At 50.5% G+C, this 19,637-nt stretch carries 16 protein-coding genes; 13 read left to right on the top strand and 3 right to left on the bottom strand.

Annotation, left to right across the window (positions count from 1 at the left end; genetic code table 11):
* Positions 1 to 129 precede the first annotated feature (129 nt).
* From AC506A_RS24585 to AC506A_RS24565, 5 genes are all read left to right on the top strand, one after another.
* Entirely contained in the window at positions 130 to 591 is a 462-nt protein-coding gene (locus tag AC506A_RS24585; protein WP_495463635.1) for a flavodoxin, read from the top strand.
* Entirely contained in the window at positions 591 to 758 is a 168-nt protein-coding gene (locus tag AC506A_RS24580) for a hypothetical protein (RefSeq protein ID WP_495463634.1), read from the top strand. The genes AC506A_RS24585 and AC506A_RS24580 overlap by 1 nt, the downstream gene beginning before the upstream one ends.
* 125 nt (positions 759 to 883) lie before the next feature.
* Positions 884 to 1,486: a DUF975 family protein gene (locus tag AC506A_RS24575; protein ID WP_495463633.1), complete on the top strand. Its 603-nt coding sequence runs from the start codon at positions 884 to 886 to the stop codon at positions 1,484 to 1,486.
* Positions 1,487 to 1,622: 136 nt separating this feature from the next.
* Positions 1,623 to 2,291: a DUF2306 domain-containing protein gene (locus AC506A_RS24570; RefSeq protein ID WP_495463632.1), complete on the top strand. Its 669-nt coding sequence runs from the start codon at positions 1,623 to 1,625 to the stop codon at positions 2,289 to 2,291.
* Positions 2,292 to 2,334: 43 nt separating this feature from the next.
* The gene (locus AC506A_RS24565) at positions 2,335 to 2,937 is read left to right on the top strand and encodes a DUF975 family protein (RefSeq protein ID WP_495463631.1); all 603 of its coding nucleotides are present in this window, start codon (positions 2,335 to 2,337) and stop codon (positions 2,935 to 2,937) included.
* Between the two features lie 78 nt (positions 2,938 to 3,015).
* Here the strand turns inward: AC506A_RS24565 and AC506A_RS24560 are convergent, their stop codons facing one another.
* The 3 genes from AC506A_RS24560 to AC506A_RS24550 all read right to left on the bottom strand — a co-directional run bounded on the left by AC506A_RS24560 (position 3,016) and on the right by AC506A_RS24550 (position 7,869).
* The gene (locus AC506A_RS24560) at positions 3,016 to 4,512 is read right to left on the bottom strand and encodes a DHA2 family efflux MFS transporter permease subunit (RefSeq protein ID WP_495463630.1); all 1,497 of its coding nucleotides are present in this window, start codon (positions 4,510 to 4,512) and stop codon (positions 3,016 to 3,018) included.
* Positions 4,509 to 4,958: a MarR family winged helix-turn-helix transcriptional regulator gene (locus AC506A_RS24555; RefSeq protein ID WP_495463629.1), complete on the bottom strand. Its 450-nt coding sequence runs from the start codon at positions 4,956 to 4,958 to the stop codon at positions 4,509 to 4,511. The genes AC506A_RS24560 and AC506A_RS24555 overlap by 4 nt, the downstream gene beginning before the upstream one ends.
* 337 nt (positions 4,959 to 5,295) lie before the next feature.
* Entirely contained in the window at positions 5,296 to 7,869 is a 2,574-nt protein-coding gene (locus AC506A_RS24550) for a bifunctional 2',3'-cyclic-nucleotide 2'-phosphodiesterase/3'-nucleotidase (protein ID WP_495463628.1), read from the bottom strand.
* A gap of 324 nt (positions 7,870 to 8,193) precedes the next feature.
* Here AC506A_RS24550 and AC506A_RS24545 point away from each other — a divergent pair, with 324 nt between their 5' ends.
* The 8 genes from AC506A_RS24545 to AC506A_RS24510 all read left to right on the top strand — a co-directional run bounded on the left by AC506A_RS24545 (position 8,194) and on the right by AC506A_RS24510 (position 19,619).
* A complete protein-coding gene (locus AC506A_RS24545; RefSeq protein WP_495463627.1) occupies positions 8,194 to 9,336 on the top strand; it encodes a glycoside hydrolase family 172 protein in 1,143 nt (380 codons plus the stop codon).
* Positions 9,337 to 9,376: 40 nt separating this feature from the next.
* Positions 9,377 to 10,705 (top strand): glycoside hydrolase family 140 protein, encoded by a 1,329-nt coding sequence (locus tag AC506A_RS24540; protein WP_495463626.1) that lies wholly within the window; start codon positions 9,377 to 9,379, stop codon positions 10,703 to 10,705.
* A 44-nt stretch (positions 10,706 to 10,749) separates the two neighbouring features.
* Complete coding sequence (locus tag AC506A_RS24535) at positions 10,750 to 12,420, top strand: glycoside hydrolase family protein (protein WP_495463625.1); 1,671 nt, start codon at positions 10,750 to 10,752, stop codon at positions 12,418 to 12,420.
* 151 nt (positions 12,421 to 12,571) lie between these two features.
* A complete protein-coding gene (locus AC506A_RS24530) occupies positions 12,572 to 14,275 on the top strand; it encodes an extracellular solute-binding protein (RefSeq protein ID WP_495463624.1) in 1,704 nt (567 codons plus the stop codon).
* Positions 14,276 to 14,374: 99 nt separating this feature from the next.
* Positions 14,375 to 15,271: an ABC transporter permease gene (locus AC506A_RS24525; RefSeq protein ID WP_495463623.1), complete on the top strand. Its 897-nt coding sequence runs from the start codon at positions 14,375 to 14,377 to the stop codon at positions 15,269 to 15,271.
* A 13-nt stretch (positions 15,272 to 15,284) separates the two neighbouring features.
* Positions 15,285 to 16,169 (top strand): carbohydrate ABC transporter permease, encoded by an 885-nt coding sequence (locus AC506A_RS24520; protein ID WP_495463622.1) that lies wholly within the window; start codon positions 15,285 to 15,287, stop codon positions 16,167 to 16,169.
* Between the two features lie 46 nt (positions 16,170 to 16,215).
* The gene (locus AC506A_RS24515) at positions 16,216 to 17,997 is read left to right on the top strand and encodes a sensor histidine kinase (protein ID WP_495463621.1); all 1,782 of its coding nucleotides are present in this window, start codon (positions 16,216 to 16,218) and stop codon (positions 17,995 to 17,997) included.
* Entirely contained in the window at positions 17,994 to 19,619 is a 1,626-nt protein-coding gene (locus tag AC506A_RS24510) for a response regulator transcription factor (protein WP_495463620.1), read from the top strand. Before AC506A_RS24515 ends, AC506A_RS24510 begins: the two co-directional genes overlap by 4 nt.
* Positions 19,620 to 19,637 lie beyond the last annotated feature (18 nt).

The raw sequence follows: 19,637 nt of genomic DNA, 5'->3' as shown, positions 1-19,637 counted from the left end.
ACTTTTTTCTAAACTATAATTGACAATGAGAATCATTATCAACTAATATGAGAGAGGAAATGCGGGACGTAAGGAACGCACAACCAAGCAACGGACTATGGAGACATAGGGTAAAGGAGTGTTGACGGCGTGGCTAATATACTGCTGGTTTATGCGAGCATGACAGGTAATACAGAGGATATGGCGGAGGCAATCGCACAAGGCATCCGTGAGGCAGGCGGAACCCTCAAGGTTCAGATGGTAATGGATGCTGCTGCTGCCGACATGGCGGCTTACGATGGAATTGTCCTTGGCGCGTATACGTGGGGGGACGGAGAACTGCCGGATGAGTTTCTTGATTACTATGCACAAATGAACGGCCTGCAATTGCAGGGCACCAAATCTGCCGTATTCGGCTCCTGTGATTCCTCTTACCCTGCGTATGGAGTTGCTGTAGATATCCTGATGGATAAACTCAAGGAATTAGGCTCAGATGTTGTTTTGGAAGGGCTAAAAATAGAATTCGGGCCAAGCCCCGCTGAGAAAGAAATCTGCAAACAGTTTGGCGGACAATTTGTCAGCATGCTTGCCGAAGTTGGAGGATCCGTATAATGGGCGTATTGTATAACCTGTATAAATCGATGCAAGATATTGAGAATAACGACCCCGAGGTCCGCGATCATATTCAAATGTCGGATAACCCGATATCGCTAATTGAACTGCTGTCCAGACCCATCGGAAGCAGGAGTGCGGAGGAGCAAGGGGAAAATAAGCATTAACGACGGAATGAACGAATCAATGCTGAAGATTTGCTCATAGACGGTATGTATGGGGACTAAATTCGATCTCTCCGACGTAGTATAGTTTGAAGCTAAACGATACTAGTTCGGGGGGAAACCGATTCATGCTTACTCGTCCTGAGATTCGCGCCAAAGCAAGGCAAAGCTTATCCGGCAATTGGAAAGCGGCCGTACTTCACTTCTTACTGTATATGGTGGTTTCGGGCCTTATTAGTTCCATTACGAATAAAATTGACTTCATTGGGTGGATCATCAATATTCTGCTCACGGCTCCTTTGGCGTATGGGATCTACAATCATTATTTGGATTTCGCCCGGGGGAAGGTGCCGGAGGCGACAGATATTTTTCGCGGATTTAAGCGGTATAAGGAGTCGCTTGTGGTCTACGTTGTTATGGCCATCTTCACGATGCTATGGGCACTGCTGCTGATCGTTCCGGGTATTATCGCGGCGCTTCGCTACTCGCAATCTTATTTTATATTGCGGGATAATCCAGGCATCGCCCCGCTAGAAGCGATCGACCGAAGCAAGGCGTTGATGGCGGGGAACAAGTGGCGTTTGTTTACGCTCTACCTGTCCTTCATCGGATGGGCATTGCTGTGTATCCCAACGCTCGGTATCGGATACCTCTGGCTGGGTCCGTATGTCAGCACGGCGGCGGGACATTTCTACGAGGATCTTGCCGGTTCGCAAGGGCGTACCGTTTAAACAGGTTGATAAGAAACCGGGAACTCCGTTAGCGGAGCTTCTCGGTTTTTGTTTTTAGCCTTTTTTTAGAATTCCTTTACGGATTCCATAGAATGACGGGGTACAATGAAAAGAAAACCTAGGTGGCGTGATGGTTGTGAGAACGAATAGGCGTTGGTGGATTCTGCTTGTGGTTTCGATTGGGGTGATGATTCCATTCATGTTCCCTTATTTGACATTTGACCCGAATAACAGTCGCGTGAGTATCTCCTCTGCGAATATTCAATATCCGGCACTCGTTGCGCATATTTCCTTTGCTTTTATCGCACTGCTGACGGGATGGAGTCAATTTGTGGGGCACATCCGCAAACATCATCCCCGTGTACATCGGACTCTGGGACGCGTGTATGTCGGGTGTGTCTTCCTAAGCGGGATTCTATCTCTAGTGGTCATTCTGTATGTAGAGGATTTTACAAAAGCGGTGTCTTTCCTCATTCTGACCAGCCTCTGGCTGTTTACGAGCTGGAAAGGGTATCGCACTGCGGTGCTTAGGAGGTTTGACGATCATCGCAAATGGATGATTCGCAGTTACGGGATTACGCTGGTGGCGGTGTGCGCGCGCGTGGTGGTTCCGATTTTGCTGCTAACCTATGGTGTGGTGAATGGGTTTTCTCTGCCGGCGGGTAGAGAAGGGATGATTGAGGAAGTGTTGAACGTCAACATTTGGACCGCGATTGTTCTCGATATTGTCATTGTAGAATGGTTCATTCTAGACAATCTTTGTAAAAAAGAGATTGTTAAAGCTGAGAATTCCCAAGTAAGATAGGAATAGAATGACACATTATTATTCCAGGGGGAAAAAACAACACATGCTTACTCGTCCTCAGATTCGTGCCAGAGCAAGGCAAAGCTTATCGGGCAATTGGAAGCCGGCTGTTCTCCACACTTTATTATTCATGATCATTTCCATTCTCATTAGTACCGTCACGAATAAGATTGATTACATCGGGTGGATCATTAGCATCCTGTTGGAAGCCCCATTGGCGTACGGGATTTACAATCATTATTTGGATTTTGCTCGGGGGCATGTGCCGGAAGTTAACGGCATTTTCCGTGGGTTTCAGCGGTATAAAGAAACGCTAGTGCTCTATGTATTGAATATGATCTTTACGTTGCTGTGGCTGCTGCTGCTGATCGTTCCAGGCATCATCGCTGCGCTTCGTTATTCGCAATCGTATTATATTTTGCGGGATAATCCGGGCATGGCACCTTCGGAGGCTATCAACCGCAGCAAGGCAATGATGGCGGGGAACAAAGGAAGATTGTTCATGCTCTACTTGTCCTTCCTCGGCTGGTTATTACTATGCATCCCGACACTCGGGATTGGGTTCCTCTGGTTATGCCCATATTTCAGCACGTCGATGGGGCATTTCTATGAGGATCTGCGCCGGCAAGAGAGTGGTATCGCTTAAAATGGTGAAAAAGAGGGCCGGGATCTCCGCTTGCGGAGAATTCCCGGCCTTTTGTGTTTCTGGGACAAACATGGTTAGTTAATCCACATCGGCGAAATCAGTGAAGTCCGTGCGTGCGACTGTAGGCTCCTCATGCGGCTTCACCTTGCGGATGAAGAACGCCAGAACGAGCGCGGCCACGGTCAGCCAAGTTGCAACGATGAAGGAATGATTGATTCCGTAGATCATCGCTGTTTGTGTGACTTCCGCCATTTTGGTTTGGTCGGTCGTATCGATCTTGCCTGCAAGGATTAGCTCCTTGGCGTGAGACGCCGATTTGTTCGTCATGAGTGTGACCAGAATCGCGGTGCCGAGTGCGCCGGAGACATTTCGAAGTGTCTGCGACATCGCCGATCCATGTGCATTCAGGCGTCGCGGCAGCTGGTTCATACCGGCTGTCTGGATTGGCATCATGAGCATTGACATCCCGAACATCCTCAGCGTATAGATCAGCATCATATGATTATAAGTGGTGTCCGCCGTCAAATGACTGAATTCATAGGTCGTAATCGTCGTAATGACGAGGCCGACAACAGCCAACCAGCGGGCGCCTACTTTATCGAAAATCATCCCCGTGATCGGCGACATAATCCCCATCAGGATCGCTCCCGGCAGCAGCAGCAAACCGGAGTCCAGCGGTGAGAAGCCGCGGATATTCTGCAAGAAGATCGGAAGCAGAATCATCCCGGAGAACATGGCCATCGTGATGATTGCGTTGATCAGTGTAGTCAAGGAGAACATCGGATATTTGAATACATTCAAATCAAGCAGCGGCTTCTCGGCCGTGAGTGATCGAATAATGAAGAGCAGTAAGGACAGCCCGCCTAATGCAAGACAGACAATAACGGTTGTGCTGCCCCAGCCGGCCGAGCCGGCGTCACTAAAGCCGTACAAGAGTCCGCCGAAGCCGATGGTGGATAGGACAACCCCAAGGATATCGAGCTTAGGAAGACTGGTTTTAATAACATCCTTCATGAAGATGGCACCGATGATGACGGCTAAGAGGGCAAGCGGCAAGATGATGTAGAACAGGACATGCCAATCATAATGCTCGACGACCCATCCGGACATGGTTGGACCAATGGCTGGCGCGAAAATCATGGCAATTCCCATCATCCCCATCGCTTTGCCGCGTTCTTCTACTGGGAAGATCGTTAGAATCACGACGGACATGAGCGGCATAAGGATACCTGCGCCGACAGCTTGCACAAGACGCCCGGAGAGCAGCACGCCGAAGTTGCCGGAGAAGGCGCAAATGATCGTCCCGATAGCAAACAATGAGGAGGCTACCAAGAACAGCCTACGCGTTGAGAAACGATTGAACAAGAAGGCACTGATCGGTACGAGCACACCGTTTACGAGCATGTAGCCGTTGGCCAGCCACTGGATCGTGCTCTCATTTACGTTAAGATCAGCCATCATTTTGGGTAACGCGACATTCAATACTGTTTGGGCGAGCAACGCTACGAAGGCTGCGAGGAGCAGGGAGGCCATGATCGGGCCTTTACGTAGTGTTGAACTTATCATGCTAGTCATAGAACACCATCCTCTTTCACTTTTCTTAAGATGCCTAAAATTTCACTTTGGATACGGAGGAACTGTTGTTGGTCCTCTTCGGACAAACGAAGAAGAGGCTGGAACAGCAGCGTGCGCGTCGTGTTCGACTCTTCCCATAAGGTGTTTCCTTTATCGGAGAGCGTTAGCGTCATGGCTCGGCGATCCGCCTCGGTGCGCTCGCGACACACCAATTCATCCCGCACCATCCGATCAATAATGCCGCTGGTCGTGCTGTTGCCAAGATTAAGCTTCTCGGCCAGCTCTGTCAGTTTGATCTCAGGATGCTCCTTCAAGATGCGTAGAACGATGAGCTGAATCGGCGTGATTTGATGCTGCTTCGCAACTTTCTTCATAACTTGGAAGAAGGCCTGATTGATTTCGCGGTAGCTTTGAAATATTTGAAGGATTCGATGTTGTTCGTCCATAGCGGCTACCTCCTAAGCGTGCTGCAATTTACTTCGTATACGAACTTTCGCATACGAAGTATTATGCTTCGAACCATGGTATATGTCAATATTGATATATAAATTAGAAAAAGGTACCTGATTAGGGTACCCTGTTTTCAAGAAATATGGTGTGCCATCCTTTATGATGAGCGCAGCTTCCGTACGCCTCGCTTGAACAATTGTGCTGCAAAATAGAACGAAGGCGCCGGGTCATCCATCCGCCAAATCGCCGTCCATTTTTACCACCAAAAAAAGACCCGCAAGAGGTCACTTGAATTCAAGTGTCCATCTCGCGGGTCTTAGGCCTGCACGAAATTTATTTTGTTGCGCTTGTCATCAGCAGATCAATAACTTTAGCTGCTTCTGCACGTGTCGATGTAGCTTTTGGAACGAACGTATTGTTTCCGCGGCCGTTCATGATGCCTTTGCCTGTTACTGCATCGATGCTGGATTTCGCCCAAGCGCTGATCATGTCGCTGTCTGCGAATACAATCGCGGCAGCTGCTTCTTGTGTTTCCGCTGCTTGAAGATCCAATGCATTCTTAGCCATCACAGCCATTTGCTCACGTGTGATGTTTGCTTTTGGAGCAAACTGATCGCTCGTGATGCCTTTAACCAAACCGTTGCCGTAAGCTGCTGCTACCGCGTCAGCGTACCAACTGCCAGCCGGAACGTCTTTGAACGATGCTGTAGTTGCGGTTGGTTTAAGATTCAGTGCTTTCACAAGCATGCTTGCAAACTCAGCACGTGTAACTTGTGCGTTCGGATCAAAGTCTGTCTCGTTCTTGCCTTGTACGATTTGTTTCGCCGCTAGACGCTGAATCGATGGGAATGCCCAGTGCGAAGCAGGTACGTCACGGAACGTTTTGTTCAAGTTGATGGAGAAGATGCCGAAGCCTTTGTCATCTGTTTTGTCCAAGTAACGGATGTTGCTCGTTGCTTTCGCATACCCTTCTGCCTTCGGAGAAGAAGCGAACGTTACATTCACGTCACCGAAGATTGGCGCGATGGACCAGTTGTTGTCGATCGATGGGTTAATCTCTTCATTTTCCGTGATGTAATCCATCAGAATTTGGCGATTCTCTTCCGTGGAATCAATGATGTACTTGCTTCCTTTAACGCCTGGGAAGTTACCGCCGCCGCTTGCACGGTAGTTATTCGTTACCACGATAAAGTCTTGGTTTGGATCAATTGCTTTGCCTTTGTATTTCAGGTTAATGATACGGCTGGAATCCGCATTGTTAACGGTACCGTCTGTCTTATATTTCGCTGGCTTCGTAACATCAACTTGATACGTTACGCCGTCGATCACATCAAAGTTGTAAACAGGGAAACTTGCGTTCAGCAGAGCTTGCTCTTCTTTGACGGTCGGATCGATCTGATTGAACTTGCCTGCCGACATTTCCAGCCATTCTTTCACTACAGAGCCTTTAACCAAAATGGCCTTCATGGTGTTGTCATAGAGGTAAAGATCGCCTGCACTCTTAATCGCAAGAGGGCCAGTTTTAATTTCGGTATATTCTTCTACGCCGTTACGGCCGGCTTTAAACGGAGCGCCAACCGACAGAATCGGCGTGTCTTTGTATTGCGGCAAATTGTCTTTCACATATTGTTCCACATACCATTTCTGCGCGTTCGTTACAATTTGGACCGATGGATCGTCTTGAACTAGGGCAAAATAGCTGTGAATCGGCGAAGTCGTTGTACCGATCGGGTTGTTCGCATATTGAATCGTCGCATCGTGATCAGCTTTAACCGCTGCTACAATCGCAGGATCCTCTTCAACGAGCGATTTCTTCGCTACTTTATCATAGATGGATTTCGTGGAGGACTGGGAAGTCGCCACTTTCCATTTGCCGTCTTGCTTCTCGAGTGTAAGATCGATTACGCCGAGGTCGCTGCCGCCGTATCCGGCTTGAACAGCAGGAACGCCGTTGATTGTACCTTTAGCGTTGTCTACGCCAGGCAATACTTTGCCCGAAGCGTCTTTGAACAGCGCATCAAGTGACTTCTCGTCAACTGCCGGGAATACTTTATGCGTGTGAGAGAACGTGATTGCATCAATGCCAGCTACTTTGCTTAACGGCAATACAGCATCTTCCGCTTTCACATTCGCCTGCGCGCTGCCGTTAAAACCTGTGTGCGCCATAGCGATAATGATATCCGCACCTGCAGCCTTCATCTCAGGTATGAATTTCTCAGCCGTCTCAACGATGTCTTTCGTGATGACTTTGCCTTCTAGCGAAGCTTTGTCCCAATCCATAATTTGCGGAGGCACAAAACCGATTACGCCGATCTTCAGCGTTTGCTCTTGTCCGGCTTCGTCTTTATATTTTTTCTCGATGAGCTTGTACGGCTCGAATTTGTTTGCGTCATTGTCAGGGTTGTTATCCTTATCATCCACGTATACGTTAGCGGAGATGTAAGGGAAGTTAGCGCCTTTAATGGCTTGGCTCAGGTAATCAAGGCCATAGTTGAACTCATGATTGCCGAGCGTAGCTACATCGTAGCCCATCAGGTTCATCGCTTTATAAACCGGGTGAATCTCATCGGCTTTCAGTGGAGCGACTTTCGCTTTGTACGTGCCGAGCGGCGTGCCTTGAATCAGGTCACCGTTATCGACCAAGAACGTATTTGGGGATTGTTCACGCACTTGTTTGACCAGGTTCGCCGTTCTTGCTAAACCAACAGTTGGAGCTGCAGCATCCTTATAATAATCGTAGGACATCAGATTCGTATGAATGTCCGTTGTTTCCATAATGCTAAGCTTCAAAGTCGAGCTGCCTTCTGCTTCTGCCGAAACGATCCCGCTAAATGGCATTGCGAGCATCCCTACTGCCAATGTAGTTGCAACTAACTTGCCAGCTTTTTTATTCTCTCTGTTTCTCATGCTGCTCCACTCCCCATAGTAAAGTTTGTTCAAAAATTTTTGAACGAATCAATCAACCTCCCTTATCTTAGTTGAAGCCGATCAAAAAGGCCAGCGTTAAAAAATGTAATCGACGATCAACAAAAAGGTAAATGAAAGACAACTAGAGTCAACGATTTCACGTTGTTGGCGTGCTTGCGCAGGCTCTATAATTGAAGTAATAAAACGAACACCAGTCCCGCATAGCTCCGACCACTCCTGTCCACCTGAGGATAGGAGTTTTTTTGGAGTAGGCAAGTTTATTAATCACACATTTCTATCATATCCAATAGAGGAGCGATCATCATGTCCATACTAGACGGTATTTACAAGCTTCAAAACGGCAGAAGAACGAAGCGCATCTCGAGCTATGACCGAGCAGGCTTCAACAAAGATTCCGTGCCGATCGGGGCGGGAGGGGTCCGGGAAATTGCACGGATCGAAGGAGCGGGCATTATCCGCCATATCTGGATGACTATCAGCACAAGTGATCACATGGTTCGCCGCAATGCGGTGCTGCGCATGTATTGGGATGGAGAAAGCGAGCCAAGCGTGGAGTCACCGATCGGCGATTTCTTCGGACAAGGCTGGGGCCAGTCCTATCCGTTCATGTCGTTGCCGCTCGCAGCCGCTCCGCAAGGGGGCAGAGGACTGAATTGTTATTTTCCGATGCCGTTCGGTCAAGGGGCTGTCATTACGGTAGAGAATGATTCGGACACGCCGATGGATGCTCTCTATTTCTATGTGGATTATGAAGAGCATGACGAGCTCGGAGATGATATCGGCAGATTTCACGCTAGTTGGCGCCGCGAGTTGACGGATGCGGATCCCGAGGACGGCGAGAATGAGGGACTGCTTGAGATCATACCGCTGAAGCCGACTTTGGATGATAAGAACAATTATGTGTTTGCAGATATAGAAGGAAAGGGCCATTTCGTCGGGCTGAATTACTTCGTCGATAATCCGAGCCCGATGTGGTACGGAGAAGGTGATGACATGTGGATGATCGACGGCGAAGAATGGCCGGGATCGCTGCATGGCACGGGGACGGAGGATTATTTTAATACCGCTTGGTGTCCGAAGGAAGTGTTCATGCATCCGTATTTCGGCATTGCCAAGATCAATGAAGGGGAAACCGGGTTCCTTGGACGAACGCATTGCTATCGCTTCATGCTGGAGGATCCGGTGTATTTCGAGAAATCGCTGCGCGCGAGCATCGAGCATGGTCATGGAAACGTATTGACGCTGGACCTTGCCACCGTTGCGTACTGGTATCAATCAGAGCCGCATAAGCCGTATCCGAAGCTGCCTGATCGGGCCGGCAGACAGAACATGCCGATGCTCAATTTGCACGACGTGCATTATTGGCGGCAAGAATACCGCAAAGCATTCGGGGGCGGAACGAAGCTGTGGGGCAATGAGTGGCGGACGCAGAGACCGCAAGGCTAAGTCAAAATGCCAACTAAGATTGAAAGGTGCGAAGCTAGCGATGCTGAACATATCCGAGAATAAACGATTTCTTGTCAAAGAGGACGGTACGCCTTTCTTCTATATGGGCGATACCGCATGGGAGCTGTTCCACCGGCTTGACCGTGAGCAGACGGCAGCGTATTTGGAAACCCGTAAGCAGCAGGGCTTTAATGTCGTACAAGCGGTCATTCTCTTCGAGCTTGAAGGGCTGGCAGAGCAGAATGCATACGGCGAGGTGCCGCTGCTTCAGGATGAGTCGGGCAACTATGATCCCGCGCGTCCCTCGGAAGTCGCGGATCGCTACGATTATTGGAAGCATATCGATTATGTCGTCGATCATGCGGCATCGCTCGACCTCGTCGTTGGCATCGTACCGACTTGGGGGGACAAGGTGCTGCTGGGTAATCCCTTTGCCAAGGGACCGGAGATCTTCAATGTGGACAATGCACGCCAATACGGCCGTTATGTTGGTGAGCGATACAAGGACAAGCCAAATATCGTCTGGATTCTCGGCGGAGACCGGAATCCGGATGAACGTATTGCGGTGTGGCGGGCGATGGCGGAAGGACTGCGCGAAGGAGACGGCGGCAATCATCTGATTACCTATCATCCGATGGGCGGCTTCTCCTCTTCGATCTGGTTCCATCACGACGAATGGTGTGATTATCACACCCATCAATCCGGCCATTTCGGCAGGCATTTGGCGAACTACAACTTAATTGCCAAGGACTATCATATCTATCCGCCTAAGCCGACGATCGATGGGGAACCCCGCTATGAAGACCACTCGGTCAATTGGAACGAGGAGCTTGGTTTCTTCCTCGATTATGACGTCCGGCAGGCGGCGTACTGGGCGGTCTTGGCCGGTGCCTTTGGTCATGTTTACGGCCATACGAGTGTTTGGCAGTTTTATGAGCCGGGCCGCCTAGCGTATAGCGGGGCGAAGCTGCACTGGCGGGAGGCGCTCAGCCGCCCGGGGGCCGACCAGATGAAGCATGTGCGGACGCTCTTCGAGTCGCGACCTTTGCTGGAGCTAGTTCCGGATCAGAGTCTGATCACAGATCAGCTCGAAGGGGCAAACCATATTCGGGCGGCTAGAGGGCGCAGCTATCTGTATGTATACAGTGCGACCGGACAGCCGTTCGAGGTGAACATGGGGCACATAACGGGCGACCACGTCCGCGCCAGTTGGTACGATCCGCGCACAGGCGAGACTTTGAGTACGCCTATACAGGTGATTCCGAACCAGGGGAAACAAACATTCGTGCCGCCCACCTCCGGAGTCGGCGAGGATTGGGTCTTCATATTGGACGATGCAGATGCAGCAGCGGGCTGCGGGGAGCCGTGACTGGAAGAAGACGGACCGAATACGAGGAGAAAAGGGGAATCGGTATGACGAATCGCAATACAATCGGTTTGGAACATGTCGCTGCGCAGGGGGATTTACTTGATCGTTTACGAGCGAATGCTTCTCGTTTGGCAGACACGATATATAGTCCAGAGGAAGTCTTCAAACCATCGAGCTATGATTGGCCCGGCGATAATGAAGGCAGAACGCTGCTCGCCCAAATCTTGACCGCCCGCGCGACAGGCAAGGATGCCGTCCACATGGACGCCATATTGGCGAAGCTTCCGTCTTATTTGAATGAACAAGGCTATTTTGGGAATATTTTGCCTGAAGGGATTACCGATGAGCAGCAGCTCTCCGGTAACAGCTGGTTTCTGCGCGCCTTGCGCGAGCTGTACGCTTGGAAGCAGAATCCCGATGTGCTGGCGCAAATCGGACGTATCGTGAAGAACCTGCTGCTGCCCGCCCACAGCCACTTTGCGCATTACCCGACCGACCCGTCCGAGCGGGCGGAGGGCGGCGAAGCGTCCGGCACGCTAGCCGATAAGCCTGTTCGCGATTGGTACCTGTCGACGGACATTGGCTGTGCCTTCATTATGCTCGACGGGGCGACTCATGCTTACGAGCTTCTGCAATGGCCGGAGCTGAAAGCGACCGTCCAAGAAATGATCGAGCGTTTCCTCGCGATTGATCTCGCGGGCATTAACGCGCAAACACACGCAACGTTATCGGCGCTGCGAGGCATCCTCCGCTTCTATGGCATGAGTGGGGATAAGAGGCTGCTGCAAGCGGCCGAATCTATTTATGCCTTATATCTGGACGAGGGCAAGACGGAGAATTATGCGAATCGCAATTGGTTTAACCGCCCGTGGTGGACGGAGCCTTGCGCAGTTGTGGACTCCTTCGTCGCCGCCGTAGAGCTATGGCGTTATACAGATAAACCGCACTATCTGGAGACCGCGCATCTTATCTATTACAATGCAATCAGCCATGGACAGCGCGAGAACGGCGGCTTTGGCTGCGATTGCTGCACGCGTGAAGAGGAGCCTTCATTATACGCGCTGGAGAATGTATATGAAGCTTATTGGTGCTGCACGATGCGCGGCGGAGAAGGACTCTCACGCGCCGCGGAATACAGCTATTGGCTGAGAGACAACGAAGTAACGGTGCCCTTCTACCACGCGAGCAAAGCTGAGCTTTCATTTACAGAAGGCTCAGTGACGATCGAGCTGGAGACGAGCTATCCATATGCAGGCCGCGCAGCACTAACCGTCGTCGACTGCCCCGAAGCCATTCAGCAGAAGACGATCCGGCTGTTCGTGCCAAGCTACGCCGTGGCGGGTTCTGTGGAACTTCGTCTAAATGGTGAGCCGGTGAACGATGCAGTGCCGTGTAACGGTTTCATAGAGGTTAAGGTTATCTTTGCAACAGGAATGAAGCTCGAACTCAATTTCGGCATTGCGCTGCAGCAAGTACCCATCCGAAGCAGCAAGGAGGGTCAAGCTCCGGTTACGCTGCGGCATGGCGCGCTTCTCCTTCATGGAACGCAAGACGTCGAGGCCATATCCATCCAAGCGGGCTCCAAGCTGGTGCCACTCGGAAACGCAGTGTATCGGGATGAACAGAATAAGCTCGATTTCTCACCGATCTATCGTCCAATTCGCAGCGCCACGAAGCAGGATGCCTTATCCAAGAAGCCGATTCTGTTCCAATAGATAAGGAAAGTATTGACTTCCTTGCTCTTTCGTTTACTAAAGTAAAGATTGGACATTTCATGTCAATACATTCATATTTTCGCCTCCCGGTGAGTTCGGTATGATGAAGCAGCAAGAATGACAGCGTATATACAAACGGGAGGTTGCAAAGATGAAATCCATGAAACACGCGTTGCTGTTGTCTCTAATGACCATGGTCGTATTTACTTCAGCATGCAGTAAATCGAACGACACGTCGGATACCAATGCGACGAATGAAGCTGCAGCAGGCAATAATAATGCGAACGCGGCTGAAGAAACGATCGACATTAATGCGAAGTATGATCCGCCGATTACCGTTACTGCCATTCGAGATCAAGACCCGTCCATGGCCTTCAAAGAAGGAGACGACTTCGAGAAGAACAACTGGACCAAAGCTTATGCGGATGAGCTTGGCATTACGCTAAAGTACGATTGGATCGCTCCATCTGACCAATATTACGAGAAACTTAACGTTGCAATCGCTTCCGGGGATATTCCGGACATCATGAAAGTAAACGGCGCGCAATTAAAACAGTTGGTGGATGCCGACTTAATCGCCGACTTGACTGATGTATATAACAAATACGCTTCCGAACTGACGAAGAAGTCGATCGAAATGGGACCTCTGGCCAAAGCTTCTGCTACGTTTGACGGCAAGCTGATGGCGATTCCGCCGGATGAAGGTTCATTCGAGGGCGGTCTGTCCTTGATGTACATCCGTGCAGATTGGCTGAAGAAACTGAATCTTGAGGCACCTAAGACGTGGGCTGAGCTCGAGAAGGTCATGGATGCATTCGTGAACCAAGATCCGGACGGCAACGGCAAGAAGGATACTTTCGGAATGGGTCTGACGAAAGACTTGTACGAGAACGGCGTTGCGGAGGCTACGGGCATATTCAACGCATTCGGCGCACAGCCGTACACGTGGGTTGAACAAGCAGACGGCACAATCGGCTACGGCGGTATTCAGCCGGAAGTAAGAGAAGCGCTGATCAAGCTGCAAGAGATGAAGAATAAGGGCCTCATCGACCGCGAATTCGGGGTCAAAGATTCCGGTAAAGTCGGCGAGGACTATGCGAATAACCGGATCGGTATTAACTTCGGTGCACTGTGGAATCCACTTTGGCCGCTGCAAGACAGCGTAACGAAGAATGCAGATGCGGATTGGGTAGTGCTTCCGGGCATCTCGGCTACCGATAAACCGGTTCAGTATACGGGTGCATTGGAATTCAACGAATATATGGTTGTCAGCAAGAAGATGGAGCATCCCGAAGCGCTCATCAAGCTGCTGAATACAAGCCAAGAGAAGCTCTATGGCGGTCAAGCAGATCCTAAAGTGTTCCACACGGAAATCGTGGGAGACAAAGAATATGCACACTTCAAAGAGAACGTCATGATGGTTAAAGGCTCCGACCCGATCGGAAACTACGGCCACTACAAGAAAGTAATTGGCGCGCTCGACTCTAAGGATACGGCACCGCTTAATCCGGAGGAGAAGGGCTATTACGACAAAATCGTTGCCTTCCAAGGCGGCGACCGCACCACATGGGGAACCGTGCGCGTATTCGGTACGGAAAGCGCGTATAGCGTCCTAGACGGCATCTACCAGAACAAGGAGCAGAACATCAGCTTCACGAAGTTCTACGGCTCCAAGACGAAGACGATGGCAGAGAAAATGGCGACGCTTGATAAAATGCAAAAAGAAGTGTTCACCAAAATCATTCTAGGTTCCCCAATCGAAGAGTTCGACAAGTTCGTAGCCGACTGGAAGAAGCTTGGCGGCGATCAAATTACGCAAGAAGTGTCCGAGTGGGCCGCGCAGCAAAGCAAATAATTCAGAAGCTAAAGAAGAAGAACGATAGTGATCTTCCTATCCTTCTTCTTCTTCTTTCATCTACCCCAAATACGACATACGAAAGACGGAGGGACCGCGATGGTTAAGAATAGAATCAGCCAGATGCCCTTTCATTTGATGCTGCTTCCGGGTGTCATTCTTGTGCTGATCTACAGTTATGGTCCGATGCTCGGCATTGTAATGGCGTTTCAGCATTTTATCCCTGCGCTCGGCTACTCCGGCTCGGAGTTTACCGGTTGGGAGAATTTCAAGTACGTGTGGGATATGCCGGAGACGCTAACCGTGCTCTGGAATACCATCTACATTTCCGTTATGAAAATCGCAGCTGGGCTCGTGTTTCCCGTACTCATCGCGCTCATGCTTAATGAAGTGACCAAGACCGCAATCAAGCGGGGCATTCAAACGCTCATCTATTTGCCTCACTTCCTGTCTTGGATTATCCTTGGCGGCATCCTAATCGATGTTCTGTCGCCATCGAGCGGTATCGTGAATCATGTACTTGGTCTCTTTGGCGTAGAACCGGTTTATTTTCTTGGTGATAACCGCTGGTTCCCGTTTACGGTCGTCATCAGTGATCTGTGGAAGGAATTTGGTTTCTCCACGATTGTCTATCTGGCCGCACTCACTTCCATCAATCCGGTGCTTTACGAAGCGGCCGTTGTGGACGGAGCAAGCCGCTGGAAGCAAACCTGGCATGTGACGCTTCCGGGCATGGTGCCGATTATCGTGCTGCTTACAACCTTAAGCCTTGGCAATGTGCTTAATGCCGGCTTTGATCAAATCTTCAATCTCTATTCCCCGCAAGTATTCGAAAGCGGAGATATTATTGATACGCTAGTCTACCGCCTTGGCCTAGAGCAGGCGCAGTTCGGACCTGCGACAGCGGTCGGATTGTTCAAATCCTTCGTTTCGTTCGTGCTCATTTCGACTTCCTATCTACTCGCCTACCGTTTGGCCAACTATCGCATATTCTAGGAGGTGCGCGAACTTGTCTTATCAATTAACGACCAGCCGCAAGCTGTTTAACGCAGCCAACTATACGTTTCTTATCGGATTGTCCATTCTGTGCATACTTCCTTTGCTCCATGTATTCGCCATTTCGCTTAGCGACAAGACTGCGGCTGCCGCAGGTGATGTCGTGTTATGGCCCGTAGATTTCACCCTGCAATCCTACGAATACGTGCTTCACAAACCGGAATTCTCGAGATCCTTCATTGTTACATTAGAGCGGGTTGCTCTTGGCACGCTCGTTAATATGTTTCTGACTATTCTGCTGGCCTATCCGCTGTCCAAGGAAGTCCGGACGTTCAAATACCGCACCGTTTACGCATGGTTCTTCGTGCTGACGATTCTGTTCAGCGGCGGCTTAATCCCGAGTTATATCGTTGTGTCGAAGACGCATTTAATGGATACGATCTGGGCGCTGATTATCCCCGGCGCGGTGCCGGTATTTAATGTGATCCTGCTGCTTAACTTCTTCCGTGGATTACCCAAAGAGCTGGAGGAGGCTGCATTCGTAGACGGCGCTCGTGCATGGACGGTGCTGTGGAAAGTGTTTGTTCCGCTCTCTATGCCTGCACTTGCGACGATTGTGCTGTTTACCATCGTGCACCACTGGAACTCCTGGTTCGACGGGTTAATCTTCATGCACCGCCCGGAGAACTATCCGCTTCAGAGCTATCTGCATACGGTTGTCATCAAGATTGATTTGGCGATGCAATCGGCGAAGGACTTGGATTCCCTTGCGCAAGTGTCTGACCGCACATCCAAGGCCGCTCAAATCTTCATGGGGGCGCTGCCGATCCTGTTGATCTATCCGTTCCTTCAACGATTCTTCGTCAAAGGCATCGTGCTCGGAAGCGTGAAGGAATAGCGACACCAAGCGAAGGTGATGAACGAGGGCATGTTATAATGAGCAGATGTTAAGATCCGAAAGGAAGTCGATTCACCTGAGACGAACCGCCAAGCTACGAATCCCGATTTTCGGCAAGCTCGTCATCGCCTTCATGCTCGTCATTATTCCGATGTACACGATAAGCCTCTATCTGAATCAGTGGGGCGCAGCCAGCGTCCGCGATGAAATTACGAAGTCGATGAAAGGCAGAGTGCACTTCTATATTCAATCTCTCGTTGTGGAGTTTGAACGGATCCAGCGGCTGCAGTGGGATTTCATTAATGATCGCGATTTGCAGAGGCTAAGCGTAACCAGTGAAATTATGTCCGATAATGAGCGGACCCAGGCGATTATCAGGCTGCAGGAACGGCTTGCGCTTGTGAAGAATTCCAGTAATTATATCGCCAGCTTCAACGCCTATATCCCGACATTGGGCAAGGTTATCAATTCGCAGAACAATTATGATTCCGCGGAACAAGCGTATTTGAAGGCACTGATCGACGAAACCGACCGCATCCATCCCATTGTCCAGTCGTGGCAGGATCGTCTGTTCATCACGCAGAAATATCCCGATATCGGGTATCCCGATTCGCTCACCTTTTTCTTAAATGAAGAGATTTCGAAGAAAGCGATTCGGCAGGAGCTGCAGCAATATAGTAATAATCAAGACGAGCAGGCTATTCTTTTTGGGACTGACTTTGATTGGTCGATCACGAATGACGATCACTCCGATTTGATTGAACATATAGGGCAAATCGCAAGGCGTTTAGTGAATGACGGCGACACGGTGACGGCCATGGATACGATCGATTTCGAAGGAACGTCTTATCTGCTTACATTGGAACATGAGTCTTCCTTTGATATGACCCTCGTCATGTACATGCCGGTGAAGAACGCGCTCGGGCCGATTGCAAAATATAACGTATGGCTGTGGGTGCTTTCGCTCACCTCGCTCATTATCGTCTTATTCTTCTCGTATTGGATCTACCGGGTGATCCATAAGCCGCTTGAGCAGCTCGTCCGAACGTTCCGCAAAGTGGAGAAAGGACAGCTCGATGTGCGTCTGAATCCGACAACCCGCGATGAATTTGAATACTTGTACAGCCAGTTCAACTCGATGCTTGGGCGATTGAACGTCTTAATCGAAGAAGTGTACGAGCAGAAGATTCGTTCCCAGCGCGCGGAGCTGAAGCAGCTGCAGGCTCAGATCAATCCCCATTTTCTGTACAACACCTTCTTTATTCTGAACCGGATGGTGAAGGTGGAGGATTATCCGAAGCTGAAGCCGTTCACGAAACACTTAGGCAACTATTTCAAATTCATAACACGAGACGCCTCGGACGAGGTCGCGCTCCGTGAAGAATTGGCTTTTGCACAGTCCTATTTGGAAATTCAGAAAATCCGGTTTGAGGACCGGATCCAGATTGATATCGAACAACTGCCGGAACATGTTGCCGATTTGCTGGTGCCAAGACTTACCCTGCAGCCTATTATCGAGAATTGCTATAAATATGGGCTGGAGGATGTCGTATCGGGTGGACGTTTGCACATTTCCTTCGAACAAGCGGTCGGTTTACTGACCGTTGTCATCGAAGATAACGGCAAGGGGATGAGCGAGGAGGACATGCAGTCCTTGAACCGCAAACTCAGCCATCCGCAGGCGAGGCTGGAAACGACGGGCATGATCAATGTGCACAAGCGGCTTCAACTGATGTATGGCAAGGAAAGCGGTATTCGTGTAACGGCCAGCAAGGCGCTCGGCGGGCTGAAAGTAGAGCTCTATATTCCGGTAAAGGAGGAATCATGATGCATCGGCTGCTGATTGTAGATGACGAGCCGTATATCGTCTCGAGTTTGAAGGAATTGTTCGAGGAAGCGGAGCATCTCGAGCTGGATATCTATTGTGCAGGCTCGGCTATGGACGCGATTGCACGGCTCGAGCAGACGCGCATCGACATCGTGCTTAGCGACATCCGCATGCCTGGCATGACAGGGCTTGAGCTGCTTGAGCAGATTCGGCGCAGATGGCCGGCCTGCAAAGTGATTTTCCTCTCCGGGCATAATGAGTTCTCGTATGTACAAGAGGCCCTTCGGCAGGGAAGCGCGGGGTATCTGCTGAAGACAGATGATGAAGAGGAAATCGTGAATGCCGTAGCGAACGTCATCGCGGGCATGAACAGTGAACAGCATTTGCAAAGCTCGATCGAGAAAGCGCAGCTCCGTATGCGGCAGGCACAGCCGGTGCTGCAAAGAGGGTTTCTGACCGAACTTGCAGAAGGCGAACCTATTGCCGATGCGACGAGAGCCAAGCGGTTTCAAGAGCTGGAGCTGGGACTGCGGGCCGACCGACCGTTCATGCTTGTCGTAGGGCGGATCGACCGCTGGGATGAGAAGTATTCCGCATTGGACAAGGAGCTGCTCCTGTACGCCGTTCAGAATATAGCCGAGGAAGTGGTCAACCATGCGGGTACCTTCGTCCCCGTGATGAACGACCGCTCGCGTTTCTTCTGGTTCATTCAAATGGGTGGCCGTGCATCGGAAGGTGAGGTTCCGTCGCGGTTTGTTCAGGAATCGCTCGACTTTATCCAGAATCAATGCGAGGTGCTGCTCAGCATACCGATTTCGCTCGCTTCAACAGAACAGGAGATCGCTTGGAGCGAGCTGCCGGATTATTACGGACGCTTGAACAGGCTCCTTATTCGAGGGCTTGGGCACGGCGACCGCATGCTGCTCTACGAGAAGCAGGAGGATCCGGATTCGGAGACGAGCATCTCGCGTTGGCACAGCGAGCTCAACCAGCTGGGAACACTGCTTGACAGCGGCAATCGCGATGCTTTCTTGCAGCTGCTGGAGAGCATCTTGGAGCGAGCGGCCGGGCGGTCATATGGCATCGTGCAGGAAACCTATTATATGATTGCGACTTTGCTGCTTTCGAACATGAACCGCTGGGGCGTTTATGAAGCCGTATCCCACAAGCTTCCCATCAATCGGCTGCTTCATTTGGATGGCCATGTGTCTTGGCAGGAGGCAGGCGACTATCTCAAGCGAACCGCCGAAGTGATTTTCGCGCTGCTCGATCAGGATAAGTCGGCGAAGAGCAATGAGGTCGTCGATCAGCTCCATGGATATATTCACGAGCATATTGAAGGGGACCTCTCGTTGTCTCGATTGGCGGATCTGGTAGGGCTGAACGCCAGCTACTTATGCAGATTGTATAAGCAGTTGACGGGGAGCGGCTTATCGGAGTACATTACGGAGCTGAAGCTGTCCAAAGCCAAGGAGCTTCTGCGCGACCCTCAGCTCAAGATAGGCGAGGTTGCGATCCGAATCGGGCTGGACCCCGGATACTTCTCCCGATATTTCAAGAAAATGACGACCCTTTCGCCTCAGGAATACAGGGAGAAAGCGGCGATTCGATCATCCGAGTAACAATCATGGGGGAGGCAG

Source organism: Paenibacillus sp. N22P23, from assembly GCF_059383735.1.
This window is presented reverse-complemented; position numbering and strand designations above follow the sequence as displayed.